The following is a 19,471-nucleotide window of genomic DNA, read 5'->3' on the forward strand; positions in this document are numbered from 1 at the left end:
GGAGCGTCTATGAGCAATCAAGATCGCGAGATCGGTCTGCGCTATCTGCAGGCTACCTACTACGGCCTATCCTCCCTCCTTGCCGAGGGTCAGGGTGAGGAGGGCATGCCCGGCGAGCCGCTGAAGTTCAAGATCTATCGTGGCATCCCTCACTATCCGCTCAGTCAGCACCTCCCCCTTTCCCTGGGCGATCTACGACGGGCCTTCGCCAGCCAGGAAAGGCCCAACGAGGAGGGACCTCGCTCCCTGGATGAACGGACGCTTTCCTGCCTGCTCTACTACAGCTATGGCTTCTCGCGCCACGATAGTGGCCTCGATGTCCGCTGGCCTTTCCACCGCCTGGTCGCCTCCGCTCGCTGCTTTTTTCCTGCGGAACTCTACGCCTGGTTGCCAGCGTCGGCCCCTATCCCTCCGGGCTTCTACCACTATGACAACCTGCATCACGGCCTGGCCGCTCTCAGACAGGGCGACTACCGCGCCGTGCTGAGCACGGCTCTCGGCTGCGAGCTGGCCGACAGCCTGGGTGTGCTCTTCGTCAGCGCTTACTTCTGGAAGAATGCTTTTCGCTATCGCAACTTTTCTTATCGGCTGTGCTCGCAGGAAGTGGGGATGGTGATCGGCAACATTTTGCTGGTCTGCGGCGCGCTGGGCCTTGCTGCCCAGGTCCACTACCAGTTTCTCGATCGTGCTCTGATCCGCCTGCTCGGCCTGGAAGAGGGTGAGGAGAGTCCTTTCGCCACGCTAGTGCTTTACCCCGCCGGCAGCAAGCGGCAGGCGAGAAAAAAGCTACCCGCTCCCGCAGTCAGCGCCGAGGCCCTGCTGACGGAGATCGAGGCCATTGCCCCAGCCCATATTAAGTTGAGCGCACTTGACCGCGAGCACTGTCAGAAGCTGCTGGAGATCGACCAGCATTCACGGCTGGAGAGCAGCGCCGAGCTGGCGCTTTCGCTGCCACCCACCAGGCCGGCCTGTGCTGAGACCGCCACCCCGCTGCAGGCGCCGGCACCCTGGCCAGAGGAGCTTGAGCTGGTGCAGGCCCTCTACCGGCGCAGCTCTGGCGACGCCTTCTTCCTCCCCCTGTACAGACCCGTGAGCCAGGCCGCTTTCTGGGAGACCGTGCGCTATAGCCTGGCCCCTTACGAGAGCGACCTCGGCGGCGCTAGCGCATCGCCCGCGTTGGAGCTGTTCATAGCCATCAACAACGTTGCCGAGATCCCCGCGGGGATCTACCGCTTCTGCCAGCGCTGCTGCGCGTTGCATGTGATTGAGCAGAAGGCGGTAGCTTCTCAGCTCCAGGCTATTCACAGTACACCGGCTGTTAACTGTGGCAGCGCTCCTTTTGTCGCCTATCCGGTTGCCAACTACGGCGCACTCAGCGCTACACTGGGAAACCGCGCCTACCGTATCATGCACATGGAGTGCGGCCTGGTGGCGCAGCGCCTCTCTGTTTTGAGTGCGGCCTTTGGCCTGGTGGCACGCTGTAGCGATAGCTATCATCTCGATCGCTGCGCACAGCTGCTGCATCTGAGCGAGCAGGTAGAGACGCCCTTGTTTCTGATCGCTTTTGGCTATGAGCGCCCCGGCGCGGGAGCCGGGGCACGCTATCGGCATAGCATTCGTCTCTGAAGAGAAGAAGAGGAGGCATGAAAGAGCAGCATCTCTGCAGTGTGTCAGGGGACTATGTCGTACGGGTCGCCGGCCTGCCTCTGACGGCCCTGGCAGTGCTGCGCTTCGAGCGGAGCCTGGTGCTGATTCAGGAGCTGCTACGCCTTGAGGAGAGGCTGAGCAGCAGCGGCACCCACCTCTCGGAGCAGCTGCACGCGGTGATCGGCACCTTGACGGGCGCTGAGCAGCGCCGACCACGCCAGCAGCTGATCGAATTGCGGCGCGCTCTCTTCCAGGGTCGTCAACCAGCACCGGCGCTGCTGGCGCCGGATCTGCTGGCCTGCTTACCCGCTGAGCTGCGGGCCGCGATTGGACACTGGCAGGCAGAGCTTGAGCAACGCGCTGCGCTGCTGGCAGAAGTTCGACGCGTGTTCGTCGCAGAGCTGGACGAGCGCCGGGCGGCCCTGCGCGATCTGGCCGGTCGAGAGCGCTTTCTCCAGGGCGTGCTCCTCGCCAGTCCAAGCCTCTATCTGGATTGTAGCCGCTGGCTGACGGCAGCTCCGGCTGAGGCCGGTCGCTTTCTCGATCGCAAGCTGGAGGACGGGCTGCTCAACTACCTCACGCGCATGGCCGCCAAAACCAGCCCCTATAGTACCTTTACTGCCCTTGCTCACGGTCACTTTGCCCCAGCACAGGAGCAGCAGGACGAGTTCACGACGGCTGGCACTGAGCGACGCGAGTCAGGGGAGGGGCGCAGTGTCATTGAGCTGAATCTGCTGCTGGTGGACCATATCGCCCGAGCACTGGCTCAGTGGCCCGCGGTTCGCCACTCTCTGCGCGTGAGCGTGAACCCCTCTCTCGTCAGCAGCGATAGCGTTCTGCGCTTCATCAGCCGGGATGAGCTGGGCCGCGAGCGCCTGGCAGCGGTGCGCGCTACGCCATCGCTGCGCGCCGTGCTCCAGCTTGTCGAAGGCCGACAGCCGCTGAGCTATGGGGAGCTGCTCGAGGCGCTGAGCGCTCTGGACCCGCAGGGAAGACGGCAGGAGCTGGCGGAGGCACTTGATCAGCTCTGTGCTCGTGGCCTGCTGCAGCTCGATTTCGCTATCCCTGAGCAGGCTCAGGACCATCTGCTCCGCCTCTGTGAGGCGCTCGCCCCTATCGAGCAGAGGCCCGTTCAGGCGATACGAGGGCTGTTACTGGAGTTACACCAGTCCCTGGCCACTTACGAGCGGACAGCTCAGGCACGCCAGCGTTATGCGCTTCTGCAGCAGCTGCGCGCTCTATTGGAGCGTCTCTTCTCTGAGCTGGGGCTGAGCGAGCGGCCTGGTTTTGCCCTGCCAGCTAAGAATCTGATCTACGAGCATACTCTGCTGAAGACGGCGCCCGGCAGCAGTCTCCCTGCCCTGGAGAGCGATCTCCTGGCCGATCTGGCCCTCGTTCAGCGACTGACCAGCCTTTACGATCCGCTGCTCACCGGGCGCCTGGCGTTGGCCTCCTTCTTCAGGCGGCGCTATGGGGTAGGGGCGACAGTGGACCTGATGACCTTTTACGCAGACTGCTATCGAGAGTGCCAGCAGCTGGCGCCCGCACTCTTCAGCCAGCCCGCAGGGATGCGCCCAGGGCCATCGACTGCTCCCAGTGCGGCTCAGGCGTTGCAGCTCTTCAGCGCACTCCTCTCTGAGAACGGCGTTGAGCAAGAGGAACTGGCCCGCGTTATGGCCCTGCGCCAGGAGATAGCGCGCGTTGTGGCCGACCAGCCACCAGACAGCATCAGCGGCATTCGCGCCCTCGATCGTCAGCGGCTGCATGCCCTACTGGAGCGCTGTCCCGCTTCTGTGGAACTACCCTCCTCGCTGGCGCTCCATTGCCAGCTCTACTGGCAGGACGGCCAGCGCTGCCTGGTGCTGAACTCTATTCAGAGCGGCTTCGGGCGCCACCTGCGCCGCCTGGGCTACCTGGAGGCTCAGCTTGCTCCCGCCTCCCGGGAGAGCGAGATGCAGGCTGGAGGTGCTGCTCTGGCCGACACGGCAGGGCCTCTGCCCGTTGCCATCCAGGGCATCTTCGGCTCCAATCTGAACCTGCGCTTGCCCGGCAGCGAATACGAGATCGCTTATCCCGGCAGCCCGAGTAGCGGCAGTCCGGAGCGGCTGCTCCCCCTGAGTGACCTGCTGGTCCAGCACGATTCGGTCAGCCAACGGCTGGTACTGCGCTCCAGACGCTTGAACCGCCAGTTGCTGCCGATGCACCTGGGTCTGATGTCTGATTACTGGTTGCCGCCGCTCTATCGTTTTCTGCTGTGGGCTTGCGGTGAGACGCCTGGTGAGCGCCTGTGGAGCCTGCGTCTGCTCCTGCTCGATCCTCCCCTGACACGCGGCAGCAAGGACGCGCGGGAGCCACAGCCGCGCTACCAGCCACGCACCTGTTTAGGGAGGATCTGCCTCAACCGCGCGCATTGGTACCTGCCGCCGGCCTGCTTACCAGTCCGTCAAAAAGGCGAGTCGCACTTCGACTACTTCCTGAAGGTGCAGCGCTGGTCTGCGCAGCACCGCCTGCCGGCGCGCTGCTTCCTGCGTGTCAATCCTTTCGACTTCCAGGCTGCCGAAGGACCTGACGGCTCCGCCTATTCGCTCAGCAAGGAACGTAAGCCGGTTTACCTTGATTTCGAGAGCTATTTCTCGCTCAGTATGTTCGAGCACTTGATCGAGAAGAGCAGCTTCGGTCTCCTGCTGGAGGAGGCCCTGCCAGCAGAGACCGATTTGCTGCCTGCTCATGAGGGTGGCTACGTCTGTGAATATGTCTTTGAAGTCAACCGCCAAGGAGCTTGAGATGACGGAGCAGCCCCGCTGGATCAGCGCCCATCTTTTCTATCACGGCGATCTGAGTGCGCTCCTGGTGGACTGCGTCCAGCCCCTGCTTACGCGCCTGGAGCAGCGTGGCCTGATCGCGTCCTATTTCTTCGTGCGCTATTGGCAAGGGGGACCACACCTTCGCCTGCGCCTCTTGCCACAGACGGCCAATGCTTCGGAGTCGATCATGGATGAGGTGCGCCGGGCCGCCGCTGGCTATTTTCAGCAGCATCCAGCTCCCGACTCGCTGGACCCAGGGCACTACCAGGAGATCAGCAGCTATCTCTCCTTGATGGAGTATGGCCGCGCTGAGTCAGGGCCGCTCTATCCGAATAACAGTGTGCACTTTCTGCCCTATATGCCAGAATATGAGCACTACGGTGGGCAGCAGGCCATGCCTTCCATCGAAGAGCATTTCTGGAAGTCGAGCGCCATCGCCCTGGCCTTGCTGTGCCAGGGCGCCGACCGCAAGCAGCGCACGGCTCATAGTACGGCGGCTATGCTACTGACCGCCGCCCTGGCAGATCCGACGCGCACCGCAACGGCCCGGGTGATCGAGCACTTCTACTTTTCCTGGGAGCGCATGCCCGTCAGTCTACGCTCCCAGCTGCTGGCTCGCTTTGATCAGCAGTACGAGCAGCAGCGCCAGCGTCTTGAGCGGCTCAGCGAACAGCTCTTGCAGCTCTCCGCCCAGGAAGAGCCAGACCTCGACGGCTTCTCAACGGCCCTCGGGCGCTGGCTGCACAGCATTCGTCAGCTCTACCGCAAGCTCCAGGAGCTGGATCAGGCCGGCCTGCTGCTGCCACAACCGCTGTCCGCCAGGCCGGCGAGGCCGTCGTCGATCACGATCGGCACGCCGTTGAGTATTGTGCTCCGTTGTGCCCATATGCACAATAACCGTCTTGGGCTGCTGATCCTCGAGGAGGCCTACGTCCTTCACCTTCTCAAGCGCGCCCTCAGCGAGGAGGACTGGACCAGCGACTCCAATCAGCAGCCCGAGCCGTTCGCTGGCAGCCCATTTTAGAGACAGGAGCAAGCCATGTCTGGCAGTAGCGTCGCTCGTCCCGAAGCCTGCGCCTGGCAGAGTGCCCACGTGTACTACTACGATGAGCAGAAAGATGCTCTGCTCCTCGACTGCATTCAGCCGCTGTTCGCGCAGGCCAGGCCCATTACACCCCGACTCTTCTTCGTGCGTCACTGGCTGCGCGGTCCACACCTGCGCCTGCGCTTTTATTGCTCGTCGATGCAGTTTGCTGCCACGCTCAAGCCGCTGATCGAGTCGACCGTCGGCGGCTACCTGCGCCAGCATCCTTCTACCACTCGCCTGGACGAGGAGCAGCTGAAGCCCCTCTATGCCACGCTGGCGCGCCAGGAGCAGGAGACCGGGCCGCTTTTTCCGCTCTACCCCGACAATTCGATCCAGTATCTGCCCTACGACCGTCGCCTGCAGGTGCTCGGCTCCGAGGCCCTGGCAAGCCTGTTGGAAGATTTCTACGTCGACACCAACGACCTGGCCTTTGCTATGCTGGCCTACCTGCGTCAGGGCCATTCGCTGCTAACTCTCTGTTTCGATCTGATGATCACCGTGGCCCATCGGCAAGGCCAGCATCTGGCGCGCGGCTTTCTCTCCTATCGCTCTCATGCCGAGGGCTTCATCATTGCCAGCTCCGACCCTGCTCGGACACGCGCCCTTCTTGAGAGCCGCTATCAGCAGCAGGCCAGGACGCTGGTCGCCCGACTACGGCAGCTACTGGCCGCCCTGGATCGGGCGCAGGATACCTTTCCTTTCACTCTGGCCTGGTCGCAGTTGATGCAGCGCTATCAGGAACGCGCCGCTCAGCTGATCACCACCGGTCAGATCGATCTGAGCCTGGCCAGTCTGGAGACAGGCGAGGGGGACAGCTCATCTGTACGCCGAAATCTGGCCGCCAGCGCCTTCCATAGCGCTCTGGAGCGTGATCAGGAGCGCAAGCAGGCGCTCTACAGCGATCCCTGGTTCCAGAGCTACCGTCTGGTACTGAACCTGCTCTACCTGCACTTCAGTCGTCTGGGTCTGCGCCCGCTCGATCGTTTTCTGCTCTGCCACCTGGCTGCCAATGCTGTCGAGGAGGCTCTCAAGATCGATGCCGTTGAGATGGTGAGCGCCTTCAGCGCTGGAGCCTGGTCAGGGCCAACACATTGGCCAGCAGAAGGAGGGAGACAGCATGCTGGAGGCTGAGCGCACGGCCTCGCTGCCCGGGCAGCCGCCAGAGGAAGCGCCGCTGACAGCGCTCCAGCGCTATATCGCGGAGGCCCAGCATTTTCCGGAGCGCGAGGTGGTGGACTGGCAGCACGCTCCGCTGAAATATAAAGTCTATCGCGGCGGTGATTGCCTGCGCCTGGCTTATCTGAGACCACCCTTACCAGGAGCCAGCCAGGAGAAAGCTCGCCAGCGCCAGCCGTTTGGAGCCGCTCAGTTCGGCCAGATGCTGGCTGCTATCTATGGTCTGACGCGCCAGCGCTGGACCGGGGCCGAGAGCTATAACGCTATCGCCGCCGGGAGTACGCTGCCGATCCTTGACCCGCATACACACCCCTTCAAGCAGGATCTGCTGCGTCCCGTGCCTTCCGGCGGGGGCCTCTACCCCTGTGAGGTCTATGCCGTGATCGGCGCTGGCCAGACCCTGCCAGCCGGCGTCTACCACTATGACCCCGTCCACCACGCTCTGGACGTGATCCAGGACGTCGAAACCTGCTCTGGTCAGGGCAACCAGCCCCTGACTGCGCTGCTGGAGACGCTGCTTGAGCCACCAGCCTGCAACGCCGACTTCGCGCTGGTCCTGAGCTGCTTCTTCTGGAAGAACGCCTTCAAGTACGGAGAATTTGCCTACCGTTTGCAAGGTCTCGACCTGGGGATCGTGCTGGGCCAGGCGCTGGCGGTCGGCAGCTCCTACGGGCTAGAGAGCAGCGTTCATTTCCGCTTCGTCGACAGCGCTGTCAATGCACTGCTGCAGCTGGACGAGGCCTATGAGAGTGCGTATGCGGTCATCGTTTTCAGTCTTGGGGAGAGGCCGCGCGCTCCAGGCGTGGGCTGGCAGCGCTGGCAGAAAGCGGCTGTCTCCCCGTCCAGCGCGGCAGACGAGCGGGTACGTCTGCAGCCCCTCAGTAGTCTGCCGCTCTCCGCAGCCCTGCATCGCGCCTCACTGATCAGAGCGCGTAGCCAGTCTCAGCCTCAGCCTGGGGATCACGGAGCAGAGGAAGATCTGCGGGGACCAGTCGCGGCCTCTACCATCGCTCTGAGCGACGATCTCGGGCTGGAGCTGGCCAGGGGTACGCCACGACGCCATTCAGCGCGCCACTACTTCCAGCCCGGCCTCATCAGTGAGCAGCAGTGCGCACAGTTGCTCTATGCTGCTGGGCGCGCCCTACAGAGCGATCTCGCCCTTCCCGGGCCCTGTCCGCCTCGCCTGCTGCTCTATTGTCTTGTCGCTGACGTACACGGCCTCGATCCCGGCATCTACTGTTATACGCCCGGTGCTCGCCATTGGCAGCTTGTCAGGCCAGGAGATAACCGTCTACAATTACAGCAAATCGTGGCTCATACCGGCTATCACAATGTCTATCACATCAATCTGCATATCTTCCCAGTCGGAGAGTACAGCGAAGGAGTACGCCGCTACGGACCCCGCTGGTATCGTATCCAGAACATGCTGGCAGGGAGCGCCATTCAGCGCCTCTATCTGGCTGCTGCGCTGCTCGGCCTGGGCTGCCATACCAGCCTGGCCTATTCCATTGAAGGAGTCAACAGGTTGCTTGGCCTCGAAAGAGGAGCAACAGCGCTGGCTCAGGTATTGATCGCGCCCGAGCGACTCGCGGGGCAATATTATGAGCTGCCGCTCGTGGCAGCCCTGGCAGCAGCGTGGCCAGAAGGATAAGAGAGCGCTCGCTACCAACCATTGAGCGTAAGGAAGGAGGTCAGCGTCGTGAGCGGGAACAGTGCCGCGATTATCTCAATAGAGAGCGTCCATAAGTCCTATGGGAGCCTGAAGGCCCTCGATGGGGTCTCCTTGCAGATCTGCAGCGCTGAATGCTTTGGTCTGCTCGGCCCCAATGGGGCCGGGAAAACCACCCTGCTCTCGTGCATTGAAGGACTCATCAGCTTTCAGGAGGGACATATCACCGTCAACGGCTATGATGTCGCCCGCCATCCCCGCAAAGTGAAGAGCATACTGGGGGTGCAACTTCAGGATGAAACGCTTTTCACTGACTTGAAGGCTATTGAGGCTATACAGTTCTACGGTGCACTCTACAACACCTTCCCATCGCGGGCCGAGGCCCTGGCCCTGCTGGAACGCTTTGACCTGGCCGAGAAGCACAATGCCCGCATCGGCACGCTCTCGGGTGGTCAGCAGAAACGCCTGACGCTGGCGCTGGCGATGGTCCACGGGCCAGCCATTGTCTTGCTGGACGAACCAACCACCGGGCTTGATCCCCAGGCACGTCATCATATCTGGGACATCGTGCGCCGTCTGCGCAGCGAAGGCAAAACCATCATTCTGACGACGCACTACATTGAGGAGGCCGAGATCCTCTGCGACCGCGTGGGGATCATCGATCACGGCAAGATTCTGGCACTGGGCACACCGCGCGAGCTGATCGAGCGCATGGGCAATCTCTCAACGGTGCGCGCCAGCCTCTATCTGCCAGCCGAGAAGCTACAGCAGCTGCAAACGGCGGACTGCGTCCAGGCAGTGAGTAGCGACAACGGCCTGCTGAGTGTGCAGACTAGCGATCCGCAGCGCGTCCTGGCCCTGCTGGAGGAGATCGGCCAGGAGACAGGAAGCCGCCCGCAAAACGTCTCGATCCGCCAGCCCAATCTCGAAGATGTCTTTCTCTCGCTGACGGGCCGCAGCATTGGACCAGCGGACTAATGGCTGGCTCCCCCTTACGTTCGGCTCCACGCTGCCTCGTTCGGCCTCGCCATCCAAGATGAGAGAGAAAGGAATCGCCTATGCGTCGCTTTGTCACTGAGTTTCGTTTCTTCACCATTTTGGCTTTTCGCAGCCGCACCTTGCTCTTCTTCAGCTTGCTCGTCCCGACAGGTTCGCTGCTGCTCTTCGGCTTCGTCTTCGGCCAGAACGTCATTCCACTGCCGGGCAGTGGCGGCGTCTCTTATTCGGTCTGGCTACTGCCGGGGATCATCGTCATGAACATGATCGCTTCCGGTCTTATGGGGAATTCCACAGCCATGATTACCTGGCGCGAGCGCGGCATCTTCCAGCGCATCCTGGTAACGCCAACGGCGCCCTGGGAGGTCATGCTGGCCCGCGCCTGCACCCAGGTGCTGGTGATCGTCGTTCAGACCATCGTGGCGATCATTGTCGGCAGTCTGGTCTTTCACTTCACCTTTAACCCGCTCTATGCCCCGCTGAGCTTGCTGTTCATCGTCCTCGGTTCAGCTGTCTTTCTGCTGCTGGGGCAGGTTATTGCTTCCTTCACGGATCGCGTCGAGATTGGCAATATCATCAGCCAGGGCCTGTATATTCTTCTGACCTTCCTGACAGGTATCTTGCTCCCTCTGCAGATTCTGCCAGATATTGTCTCCAAAGTCGCCCCTTTCACTCCCTCCTATATGGTTGCCGAGCTGCTGCGCAGTGCGATGCTGCAGGGGAACGCAGGGAGCGCGCCGCTCGCCGATATCGTCGGCTGTCTGTTGTACTGCGCCGCCGCCCTTGGCCTGTCGGCGGCCTTCTTCCGCATGCTGCGCTAAGGTTTCAGGGGAAGCGACGATGAGCTACACGATCCTGCGCGACGTCCGCCTGATTGAGGGCACGGCAGAGGAAGGTATCAGGGAAGGGTGCGATCTCTGGCTGCAGGGGGAACGCATCGAGGCCATTACGGAGGCCCGCGAGCGCTGGCCGCTCCGGGGAGAAGGGGAAGAGATTCCTTGTTCTGGCCTCTACTGTTTGCCCAGCCTGATCGATATGCACACGCACGTCACCTCGCCCGGCGAGGAGCGTATTCAGAATAGCGATGACTTTCGCCGCCTACTGGCCAGGCATGGCCGCCAGGCGCTGGGGGCTGGGGTGACCACGCTGCGCGATCTGGGAGGCTGGCCGGAGGTGCTGCTTCGCCTGCGGGCGAGCGCGGCGCGCAGCCCCTTCTTTCCCAATCTTGTTGTGGCTGGTCCTTTCCTGACGGCACCCGGCGGCCATCCCACCACCAGCCTCTTTCACGGACTGACGGCGCTGCGGAGAGCGGCCACCCGTGAGCTGAGTGAGCCAGAGCAGGCGCGCGCTGTGGTCGACCAGCTCGCCGCCAGTGGCGTCGACTTCATCAAGGTCGTCTCCACAGCCTGTTTGATCGTTCCCCAGGAGGAGACACAGGTCCCCAAGCTGCGCCCCGAGGTCTTTGCGGCGATCGTCGCCGCGGCCCATGCCCACGGCCTGAAGGTCGTTGCTCATACTATGACGGCGGCAGATGTACGTGAGGCGGTGCAGGTCGGTTGCGATGGCATCGAGCACGGCATCGTCTGCGACGCTGTCGAGGCAGCTTGCGAGCCGGAGCTGATCGACCAGCTGCGAGAGCGCCAGATTTGCTATGTGCCGACGCTGGCCGCTATTGAGCAACTGGCGCCTCGCTTCCTGGAGCAGGCGATGCACAACGCCAGGTATCTCGCCGAGCATGGGGTACTCATTGGTGTAGGCAGTGACGCCGGCAATCCAGGCGTCCCCTTCGGGACGGGGCTGCTGCGCGAGTGTGAATTGCTCTTCTCGGCAGGCATTCCGCCAGCGCAGATTATCGCTGGAGCTACCAGCAGCGCCGCGGAGCAGCTCGGGCGCAGCGCGCAATTGGGCCGTCTCAGCCCCGGCTATCAGGCCGATCTGTTGCTGTTGCGGGCCAATCCACTGGAGCACCCCGGCAATCTCAGGCAGATCGAGGCTGTTTTCAAGGGCGGCTGTTGCGTGGCTTCACGTCCCGCTTCCGTTTTTCGCCGTCAGCGTCCATCAGCTTCTTTCCAGGAGTCCCTTTCGTGAGTCACGAGAATCTGCTTCCGCTTTCTTCTCGCCGCGATCGTCAGGGCCGACCCAGCTTCAATTTGCTGGGCGTTGCCGAGGGCCTGTTTGCCCTGGGGACGCTGGCGCTGCTGATTTCGGTCTTTCTGCCCTGGCGCTCGACCGTGCTCAATCGCCCTGGCGAGCCTGTGCTGGTGCTCAGTGGCTGGCAAACCGGCCTGTCAGGTGGCCAGGGTCTCTGTCTGCTGGCGATCGTTGTCCTGGTCCTCTTGCTGGCACTCAGGCGCTGGCTGGCGCCTGGCTGGCGCGCCATCGGGGAGACCGTGGCAGCTGTGCTGCTGGGGATCATCACCGTGGTGACCTTCAAGGACGTGCTCGATTTCTATAGCGGGTCACTGGCCCTTTCGATTAAGCGCAGCGTGCTGGGGGCCGGCTTTTATGTGGCTATGCTGGGCCTCGATCTTCTTTTGGTGGCCTGTTTCCTGCTGATAAGGCAACGTCAGCGTCTGGGAACTCCTGCCCCTGACCAACGATCAGAGCGCTAAGGGCAGAACAGCCCTACTGCTGGCCTGCGCTCCCGGCTTCCGGCTGCCTGACACCTCCCTGCCAGGAGGAGCCTCCACCCCAGCCAGTTCCTGAGCGGGAAGCCCTCGGGGCTGGCTGGGAGCGCTTCCGCGGCCAGTTGGTCAGGCTGCCGGCCAGGGAAGAACGGGCGGTCGCTACCGTCGCTGCCGTCAACCAGGGCTGTCAGCAGAGTGTGACCTATTTCATAGGCGGGGGCGCCACACTGTGGTAATCTATAAGAAAGGCGACGCTGAGGAATAATGCTGGCGTGAAAACCGAACCGTATCGGCTCCTTTGCTTGCTTTTCAGATTTCATAGAATCTCATTTATTCATGTCTCATCCTCAAAAAGAACAGGATATTCTTCATGAAAAAGAGTACCCGGCCAATCGTTCTTTTGTTGTTGGCGTTGGCCTTTCTGGCGGGTTGCAGCGGGAGCCCGGCCAGCTCTCCCAGCACGGGAGGCGCCGCCTCTCCGCCGCCCACAAGTGCCTCTTCGACCGCCAGCACGACCCCTACATCGACCGCGACAGGGCAGCAGACTCCTTTCAAAATCACAGCGGTAGATATGGCAGTCAGCCCGGCCTCGATCGCGGGCCAGACCTGCGGTACTGCCCTGACGGTGACCTACAAGGCTACCTTCCACGCCGTTCCTGATCAGAGCGCTCCTCATACTGTGCAATTCGCGTATACTATGAATAACGGGCGCGGCGAACAGAGCGCCAGTCTGCAGTTTTCGCCAGGGGAGACGACCAAGACCTTCACCTTCAGCTGGCATGGTTCCCTGCCGCTTGATCATACGGCACCCGGCGCGGGGGGCGTCCTTGTCATCAGCCCCAATCAGCTCATCTCAACGCTGGTGAAGCCAGCCGGACAGTGCTCGCCGGCACCCTTTCACGTGACCTCGGTTAGTATGAGCGTCAGCCCAAGCACTATCAGTGGTGTCCACTGCGGCACGAAGCTGACGGTGACTTATACGGCCACCTTCCATATCGCTCCCGGGAGCGAGGGCGGGATCATCAAGTTTGGCTATACCGTTGATAATGGGCGCAGCGGCGGCGACAAGACGCAGACGCTCACGGTTGGCCCAGGAGTCACCACGCAGACCTATTCCTTCACCTGGAGCGGGGCCTTGCCAGCTGATCATACCTTCCCCGAGCCGGGCGGGGTGCTCGTCTCCAGTCCGAACGTGGTACACTCGCCGCTGCTTGGACCAGGCGGCCAGTGCAGCTAAGGGCCTGGGCAGCCCCAAGATCCCTGCACACAGCCCATGCACGGTCTTGGCGTCTTTAGGAAGCAGCTTCGCCGGCAGAGCCCAGGTGGATCTGCCGGTCGGCTATCGTGGCGATCTGTGGGTCGTGGGTGGCCACGAGGACCATGTCTACTCCAGAGCCAGGCGGAGATCGCAGTGAGCGGCGGCGCTGCCATGCCGTGCCGCGACCCCCGCCAAAAACGGACGCTGTTGTCTCGCGATGGCCACAGCCTCTTTTCAGACGGCGCGCATTCACAGGCTGACCGGGCAGCCGTTAGCCGGCTGCTGGGGAGGTTTCTGGATGCGTATGCGTGGCCGGCTTCTGACCCCAGACGGTCAGCAAAGTCCAGAGGGCGCAGAAGTCATCGGCCTGCATCTCGGCAACGGTCTGCTGATAGAGGGCGGCCAGCTCCTCGGCTGTCGCTACGCCTATCTTCGCCAGGAATGGCTGCACCAGCTCCAGCCCGATGAGATAGTCCTTAAAGACGGGATAGTGTCCCTCGGTTCCCATTGACCACTCGATAGCGCTGGCGCGGAGCCGCACGCGCTCAAAACCAGCCTGCCGCACCAGCCGCGGCAGGACCGGGGTAATGCCGATGTGGCGCCCATCGGGCGAGAAGCTCTGGCCCGCCCGTTTAAGGGCCTCGGTTCCCAAGGCGCTGAAGCGTTCGAAGGCGAGGCTACTGGTGAGCGGCGGCTCTGTTTCGGTACAGCGCAGGATGCCGCCCGGCCTGAGCAGGCGGAAGCATTCGGCGAGCAGTCGCGGCCAGGCCGCTGGCAGCATGAAGCCGAAGAGGAGCCGCCCATTGATCAGGTCAAAGGAGTGGTCAGGGAAAGGCAGAGGGTCCATGACGTTGCCCACCTGGAAGTGGGCATTCTCCAGGCCACGTGACCAGGCTTGCGCGTTGGCATACTCGACGACTGACGGGCTGATGTCGATGCCGAAGATCTCCGCCTTGGGGAAGCGAAAGGCCAGCTCTAAGGCCCAACCGCCCGGGCCACAGGCCAGATCGAGGACACGGCCCGTCTCGGGGAGGCTGATCCCTTCCTCCGGCAAGAGGCCCCCCATCGCCTCCGTGAGTAGCCGATCCTGCTGCATCAGGCGGGCCAGCTCGGCAGTCTGCTCGGAATCGATGATGTAGGTGTTCCTGACGGTCGTGGAAGCTGTCGAGGGGGGAGACCCCGCCTGGCTGACCGGGGCGGCTGCTGCATCTGGCTCGTTCATGAAGGCTCCTTTCTGCATGCTGGTCGTTCTGTCCCCTCGGAAGAGGGCAAGTCGCGTTACGGTGAGTGTCACCGCTGTTTCTAGTATAGTCGATCGATGCGCCCGTTGTCTGCTATCTCTTGCTATCAGTATGAGCACCGGCTTTCGCCCGACGGGCGCCTCCAGGGCGCTTTCTTGGGGTCACGCAGCATAGAAGCCGCTCCCGCTCTCTCCAGTAGGTGACGTGGGCAGCAGGGGCAAGCGCCCTGGTCGTTCGCTCGCTCGGCGTCGAGGACCGCACAAATGAGGGTTGTATGGTCAAAAAAAAAGTGCTGGTGCTTCTCTATAGAGATACTACTCCAATAATTAAAAAAGATGCATTATTGGCATTTGTCAGCAACTCTGTACTCAGTCAACCACAACAAAGTTAGACAAAATATGATAATTATTTATATAGATTACTATCAAAGTATTTTAAATTTTAAAATTATTTTTGTCTTTTTATATTACTCGGGCAAAAGAAATGCATCGAAGCCTAGGGCATGATAGTATCCGTAAAGGGCAAAACGGAGAAACCAACTTGCCATCTGTGTGGGGGTATACTGCTGTTCACCTTCGAGCCACCAGGTAACCATGCCAATAAAGGCGTTCGATACTGCAGCAATGGCGATTGCGGAAGGCATTCTGTACCGATGGAATGGTTGCCGCGATGCCTCAAGGCGCTTGTACACCAGGTCTGCAATATACTCACACATCTGCGCCACAAACCAGGGGCTCCCACGCTTACCGAGCAGAGCCCGATACATCCTGGCATGCTCAGCGAAGTGCTCAAAGAGCTTGACCCACATCTGAGGGGGCTGTTCAGGATCAACACGCCCTGGCCCCTCTTGCGGTATCCCGAGGCTTTGGGAAAGCTCATCAATCGCTTCCTTGAAGATGCTCGTCACCAAGTCATACTTATCTTGATAATGGAGATAGAACGTCGTGCGATTGACCATCGCTCGCTCGGCAATGTCACCCACGGTCACCGCATCAAAACCGCGTTCTTCGACGAGTGCAATAAGCGCTTTGCGCAACATCATCTGCGTCCGCCTCACTCGCAAATCGGTCTTCTTTCTCGTCAAAATGTCCTCCTTGTCGAATATTCAACAGATCTGAAGAATTGATGAGTGAGAGGAAAGGCTTCCAAGGCTATACTGTTTCTCACAACAGTATAGCAAATATCCGACAGACTGTTGTGTGATGTTGTGAGCTGAGGGCCACCTGAGCCTTGAGAGAAACGAGAAAGGGAGAACCTCATGTCATCAAATCCACTGCAGCTAGAAGCCAGTGACGGTCGTCTGCACCTGGCGGCCAGTGAGTTAGTCGATTTCCAGTATCTTCGAACCCTGGCTTACGAATTGTATGGCGCGGCATCGGTTGGCGAGGTGTTGAGAGCCGCCCATGACATCGCCCGCAAGGGAGGGACAAGAGACGTCTACATCGACACCTGGGCCGAGCAGGGACGGCACAATGCCAGGAGAGCACAAGAAGCGTTGGCGCTGGGGCAGCACCAGACGGCACGGACCCACTTCTTGCGAGCGTACAACTACTTGCGCGCTGCAGAGTTCTTCTTCGACCGGCGCGACCGAGCCAACTTCGACGCCATCTACTTTGAAAGTGTCGCCGCCTTCGATCAAGCCATTGCCCTGTTTGAGATGCCGGTCGAGAAAATCGACATTCCCTTCGAGAACGGCGTCAGCATGCCCGGGTACTTCTTCAAGGCAGGGAAGGACGACCAACCCCGCGCGACGGTAATCTTGAGCGGCGGAGGCGATGGGCATGGAGAGGAGACCTACTTTCTTGGCGGCGTTCCCGAAGCCCTTGCACGGGGCCTGAACGTTCTGCTCTTTCACGGCCCTGGTCAGCGAGGTCTTCTGCATCGCCATCCCGACCAGGTCATGCGCGTCGACGCAGAGATCCCCTTTGGAGCTGTGGTTGAGTATGCCCTCTCGCGTCGCGACGTCGATCACAGGAGGCTGGCGCTCTATGGGATGAGCTTCGGGGGCTATCTCGCACCCCGAGCCGCCGCTCACGATGCACGAATCAAAGCCCTGATCGCCAACGCCCCCATCCGCAATTTTTACGATCTGTTGAGCAAGCAGGCGCAGGAAGCGGAGGCTCGCGGCGAGCAGGCGCCGGTCTCAGACTGGGCCTGGGAGGCCATGATAGACAACTATATGCTCTGGAACAATGGAGCCAGTTCGTTTCCAGATTTTGTCGCCAAGGCCTGGGCCTACACCCTGGAAGGACTAGAACAGAAGATTACCTGTCCCACCCTGGTCCTGTCAGCAGAAGGGGAAGGAGCTGAAGCGAGAGCACAGGCCCAGCAATTTTATGAAGCACTGCAGTGCCCGAAATCCTTTCACGCTCTTTCCATCGCTGATGGGGCCGATGGCCACTGTGGACTCAACAACATTGCCTTGACCTCAGCCCTGGTCTACGATTGGGTCACTGGGATCTTTGGCCGGTAACGGCCCCAGCGCGCAATCGGCAAGCGGGTGCTTCGCCTGACGAGATAACAGGAGAGCTATTCTTTTCGAGGATCACTGCGTCAGCAGCCAGCCAGGCGCAATGATCCTCAAAGTGACGAGCACATACCTCAAGAAGAAAGGATATCTCCTTTATAATAAGGAGCTTCTTTATTCAAAAAGCAAGCGATAAGTTACTGCCACAGCGAGCCTCTCACGAGGAAGGCGGCGGTTGCACCAGCTCCAGGGTAATGCCGTCCGGATCTAGCAAATAGATGGAGTAACCACCTTTGTTGACTCCCTCGGTGATGGCATTGGGCGTCTCAGACTTGAAACGCACGCCCATCCCCTGCAGGCGGGCTACTGCGGCATGAATGTCGTCCACCTCAAAAGCCAGGTGCGCAATCCCAACGTTGTTCGTCGCTAACTCCAGCCGCTGCCCCTGCGGCCACACATACTCAACAAGCTCCAGGTGATGCTGCGAGCGCGTCGGCCCTGCCCCTGGAATGCGCAACTGTGCCACTTTCAAATGCGCATTCGGGAAGTTTACCAGCCGGCTCGTGTATTCATTCTGTTGAACCTGTCCACGGACAAACTCCAGTCCCAGGACCGTTGTATACCACTCCAGCGAGCGTTCCAGATTACTCACTGTAAACGAAAAATGCCACACGCCACTTATCATAGGTCGTCTTCCTTTCCTTGATCGGCAGCTAATCCATCTCCAGGCCACCGCAGACGTTCAAAGCCTGTCCATTGACATAGCTGGCCTCATCGCTGAGTAACCAGGCAACCACTGCAGCAACCTCCTCCAGCGCTGGCAGGCGCTTCAAAGGAATGGCCTGCAGGACGCGCTGCACGGCTTCGGGCTGACGCTGACGCCAGATACGTTCCGTCATCTCAGTCGGCAAGACCCCTGGACAGATGGCATTGACACGTACCCCCTGGGGACCAAAGTAGGCTGCCGCCGACTTGGTGAGATGGAGTAGTGCCGCCTTGCTGGCGCCATACAGAGGCTGATCAGGACGCGCCGAGCGTCCCGCGACACTTGCAACGTTCACTATAGCCCCTCTCCCCCGCATAGCCATGCGCTCTCCCACAGCCTGCATCAACACAAAAGGCGCCAGCACATTGACCCCAAAAACCGTCTGCCAATCCTCAATAGTGGCACTGAGAAAGGATTGCGTGATGCAGATACCCGCATTGTTCACCAGTCCCACCAGCGGACCACACTCTTGCTCAATGCGTTCCACCAGCGGCTTGAGCTGCTCGGCGGCCAGCAGATCGGTCGGCCAGACGCTGACCAGGCCCTGACCCTGAGCGCTCATCTCCTGGGCCACCGCATGCAGACGTGTCTCTTGACGATCCAGAAGAGCCAGCCGATAGCCCTCACGCCCCAGGCGGGCCGCAATGGCCTGTCCCAACCCCTGGGCGGCTCCGGTAATCAAGACGGCCTCCCCAGTATCACTACTCATCTGACAGCTCCCCCTTATCTTGTAGAGCAGGTCCTCAGCCGAGATGTGCCTAGCGCAGCAGCGTGAGCACCGCCTGTACTACCTTTTCGACAGTAGGAAGATAGAACGCATCAAAGGCAGGAGAGAAGGGCTTCGGCACATCGCAGGCAGCTACACGAGCAACAGGAGCATCGAGATAATCAAAGGCTCGCTCCTGCAAGAGCGCAGCAATCTCTGCCCCCAAGCCACCGCGCCGCCAGGCTTCATGAACAATGAGCGCGCGATTGGTGCGCCGAATCGAAGAGAGGAGAGTCTCCTCATCCAGGGGCGCCAGGGAGCGCACATCAACCACCTCGGCAGAGACGCCCATCTCTGCCAGGCGATCCGCGGCCTCCATGACCACTGGCAGCATAGCAGCATAGGAGAAAAGCGAAACATCCTTTCCAGAACGCACCAGGCTGGCACGTCCCAGAGGAATCACCTCCTCCGCCAACGGCACCAGTCCGGTAGTAGAATAGAGCAGTTTGTGTTCGAGAAAGACCACTGGATCATCGCAACGAATGGCCGCCTTGAGCAGGCCCCGGGCATCACGCGGCGTTGCGGGTGTCACTACACGCAACCCCGGTATATGGGCAAAAATGGCCTCAAAACACTGAGCATGCTGAGCGGCAGCCCCTGGGCGCGCTCCCTGCTGTGTACGTATCACCAAGGGGACCCGTACCTGACCTCCAGAAACATAGGCCAGCTTGGCAGCTTGATTGATGATTTGATCCATCGCAACGCCGGTGAAGTCGACATACATGATCTCTACCACGGGTCGCAAGCCACACATGGCAGCCCCGACAGCACAGCCAAGAAACCCCGCCTCAGAGATAGGCGTATCGAGCACACGATGAGTCCCAAAGCGCTCTTGCAACCCCTGGGTAACGCGAAAAACCCCACCATAAGCACCGATGTCCTCCCCCAAGAGAATGATACGCTCATCTCGCTCCATCTCTTCAGCCAGCGCTACATTGATGGCCTGGGCATAGCTTAGCTCACGCAT

16 protein-coding genes are annotated in these 19,471 nt (G+C 60.9%); 11 read left to right on the top strand and 5 right to left on the bottom strand.

Going from position 1 to position 19,471, the window contains the following annotated elements:
- Window positions 1-9 precede the first annotated feature (9 nt).
- The 10 genes from N688_RS11160 (at window position 10) to N688_RS11215 (ending at window position 13,243) form a co-directional block, all read left to right on the top strand.
- Window positions 10-1,626 (top strand): SagB family peptide dehydrogenase, encoded by a 1,617-nt coding sequence (locus N688_RS11160; RefSeq protein WP_052889348.1) that lies wholly within the window; start codon window positions 10-12, stop codon window positions 1,624-1,626.
- A gap of 17 nt (window positions 1,627-1,643) precedes the next feature.
- On the top strand, window positions 1,644-4,430 hold the full coding sequence (locus N688_RS11165; protein WP_052889349.1) for a lantibiotic dehydratase: 2,787 nt from the start codon (window positions 1,644-1,646) through the stop codon (window positions 4,428-4,430).
- 1 nt (window position 4,431) lies between these two features.
- The gene (locus N688_RS11170; RefSeq protein WP_052889350.1) at window positions 4,432-5,475 is read left to right on the top strand and encodes a thiopeptide-type bacteriocin biosynthesis protein; all 1,044 of its coding nucleotides are present in this window, start codon (window positions 4,432-4,434) and stop codon (window positions 5,473-5,475) included.
- 15 nt (window positions 5,476-5,490) lie between these two features.
- Window positions 5,491-6,669, top strand: a complete 1,179-nt coding sequence (locus tag N688_RS11175; protein WP_052889351.1) for a thiopeptide maturation pyridine synthase — start codon at window positions 5,491-5,493, stop codon at window positions 6,667-6,669.
- Window positions 6,656-8,365 carry a SagB family peptide dehydrogenase gene (locus N688_RS11180; RefSeq protein WP_052889352.1) on the top strand — a complete coding sequence of 570 codons (1,710 nt, stop codon included), beginning with the start codon at window positions 6,656-6,658 and terminating at the stop codon, window positions 8,363-8,365. Before N688_RS11175 ends, N688_RS11180 begins: the two co-directional genes overlap by 14 nt.
- Window positions 8,366-8,413: 48 nt before the next feature.
- Window positions 8,414-9,361 (top strand): ABC transporter ATP-binding protein, encoded by a 948-nt coding sequence (locus N688_RS11185; RefSeq protein WP_052889353.1) that lies wholly within the window; start codon window positions 8,414-8,416, stop codon window positions 9,359-9,361.
- An 80-nt stretch (window positions 9,362-9,441) separates the two neighbouring features.
- Complete coding sequence (locus tag N688_RS11190; protein ID WP_052889354.1) at window positions 9,442-10,200, top strand: ABC transporter permease; 759 nt, start codon at window positions 9,442-9,444, stop codon at window positions 10,198-10,200.
- Between the two features lie 19 nt (window positions 10,201-10,219).
- Window positions 10,220-11,467 carry an amidohydrolase family protein gene (locus N688_RS11195; RefSeq protein ID WP_052889355.1) on the top strand — a complete coding sequence of 416 codons (1,248 nt, stop codon included), beginning with the start codon at window positions 10,220-10,222 and terminating at the stop codon, window positions 11,465-11,467.
- Window positions 11,464-11,991, top strand: coding sequence for a hypothetical protein (locus N688_RS11200; RefSeq protein ID WP_052889356.1), 528 nt, complete (start codon window positions 11,464-11,466; stop codon window positions 11,989-11,991). Before N688_RS11195 ends, N688_RS11200 begins: the two co-directional genes overlap by 4 nt.
- A 385-nt stretch (window positions 11,992-12,376) precedes the next feature.
- The gene (locus N688_RS11215) at window positions 12,377-13,243 is read left to right on the top strand and encodes a hypothetical protein (RefSeq protein ID WP_156025388.1); all 867 of its coding nucleotides are present in this window, start codon (window positions 12,377-12,379) and stop codon (window positions 13,241-13,243) included.
- A 292-nt stretch (window positions 13,244-13,535) separates the two neighbouring features.
- Here the strand turns inward: N688_RS11215 and N688_RS11220 are convergent, their stop codons facing one another.
- Both N688_RS11220 and N688_RS11225 read right to left on the bottom strand, forming a co-directional pair.
- Window positions 13,536-14,486, bottom strand: coding sequence for a class I SAM-dependent methyltransferase (locus N688_RS11220; protein ID WP_052889360.1), 951 nt, complete (start codon window positions 14,484-14,486; stop codon window positions 13,536-13,538).
- Between the two features lie 485 nt (window positions 14,487-14,971).
- A complete protein-coding gene (locus tag N688_RS11225; protein ID WP_052889361.1) occupies window positions 14,972-15,589 on the bottom strand; it encodes a TetR/AcrR family transcriptional regulator in 618 nt (205 codons plus the stop codon).
- 174 nt (window positions 15,590-15,763) lie between these two features.
- Here N688_RS11225 and N688_RS11230 point away from each other — a divergent pair, with 174 nt between their 5' ends.
- Window positions 15,764-16,978, top strand: a complete 1,215-nt coding sequence (locus N688_RS11230; protein WP_052889362.1) for an alpha/beta hydrolase family protein — start codon at window positions 15,764-15,766, stop codon at window positions 16,976-16,978.
- 211 nt (window positions 16,979-17,189) lie between these two features.
- Here the strand turns inward: N688_RS11230 and N688_RS11235 are convergent, their stop codons facing one another.
- Genes N688_RS11235 through N688_RS11245 form a run of 3 tightly spaced genes read right to left on the bottom strand, consistent with a single transcriptional unit; the run spans window position 17,190 to window position 19,471 of the window.
- Complete coding sequence (locus tag N688_RS11235) at window positions 17,190-17,657, bottom strand: VOC family protein (protein ID WP_052889363.1); 468 nt, start codon at window positions 17,655-17,657, stop codon at window positions 17,190-17,192.
- 28 nt (window positions 17,658-17,685) lie between these two features.
- Window positions 17,686-18,447, bottom strand: coding sequence for an SDR family NAD(P)-dependent oxidoreductase (locus N688_RS11240; protein ID WP_052889364.1), 762 nt, complete (start codon window positions 18,445-18,447; stop codon window positions 17,686-17,688).
- A 49-nt stretch (window positions 18,448-18,496) separates the two neighbouring features.
- On the bottom strand, window positions 18,497-19,471 hold the full coding sequence (locus N688_RS11245; RefSeq protein WP_052889365.1) for an alpha-ketoacid dehydrogenase subunit beta: 975 nt from the start codon (window positions 19,469-19,471) through the stop codon (window positions 18,497-18,499).

It is taken from the genome of Thermogemmatispora carboxidivorans (assembly GCF_000702505.1).
GTDB classification, from domain to species: Bacteria; Chloroflexota; Ktedonobacteria; order Ktedonobacterales; family Ktedonobacteraceae; genus Thermogemmatispora; species Thermogemmatispora carboxidivorans.

Coding starts and splice junctions, on each gene's coding strand:
- N688_RS11240 (WP_052889364.1), bottom strand. CDS start 18,447: ATGAGTAGTGATACTGGGGAGGCCGTCTTGATTACCGGAGCCGCCCAG.
- N688_RS11230 (WP_052889362.1), top strand. CDS start 15,764: ATGTCATCAAATCCACTGCAGCTAGAAGCCAGTGACGGTCGTCTGCAC.
- N688_RS11170 (WP_052889350.1), top strand. CDS start 4,432: ATGACGGAGCAGCCCCGCTGGATCAGCGCCCATCTTTTCTATCACGGC.
- N688_RS11180 (WP_052889352.1), top strand. CDS start 6,656: ATGCTGGAGGCTGAGCGCACGGCCTCGCTGCCCGGGCAGCCGCCAGAG.
- N688_RS11160 (WP_052889348.1), top strand. CDS start 10: ATGAGCAATCAAGATCGCGAGATCGGTCTGCGCTATCTGCAGGCTACC.
- N688_RS11175 (WP_052889351.1), top strand. CDS start 5,491: ATGTCTGGCAGTAGCGTCGCTCGTCCCGAAGCCTGCGCCTGGCAGAGT.
- N688_RS11195 (WP_052889355.1), top strand. CDS start 10,220: ATGAGCTACACGATCCTGCGCGACGTCCGCCTGATTGAGGGCACGGCA.
- N688_RS11165 (WP_052889349.1), top strand. CDS start 1,644: ATGAAAGAGCAGCATCTCTGCAGTGTGTCAGGGGACTATGTCGTACGG.
- N688_RS11190 (WP_052889354.1), top strand. CDS start 9,442: ATGCGTCGCTTTGTCACTGAGTTTCGTTTCTTCACCATTTTGGCTTTT.
- N688_RS11215 (WP_156025388.1), top strand. CDS start 12,377: ATGAAAAAGAGTACCCGGCCAATCGTTCTTTTGTTGTTGGCGTTGGCC.
- N688_RS11245 (WP_052889365.1), bottom strand. CDS start 19,471: ATGCGTGAGCTAAGCTATGCCCAGGCCATCAATGTAGCGCTGGCTGAA.
- N688_RS11220 (WP_052889360.1), bottom strand. CDS start 14,486: ATGAACGAGCCAGATGCAGCAGCCGCCCCGGTCAGCCAGGCGGGGTCT.
- N688_RS11235 (WP_052889363.1), bottom strand. CDS start 17,657: ATGATAAGTGGCGTGTGGCATTTTTCGTTTACAGTGAGTAATCTGGAA.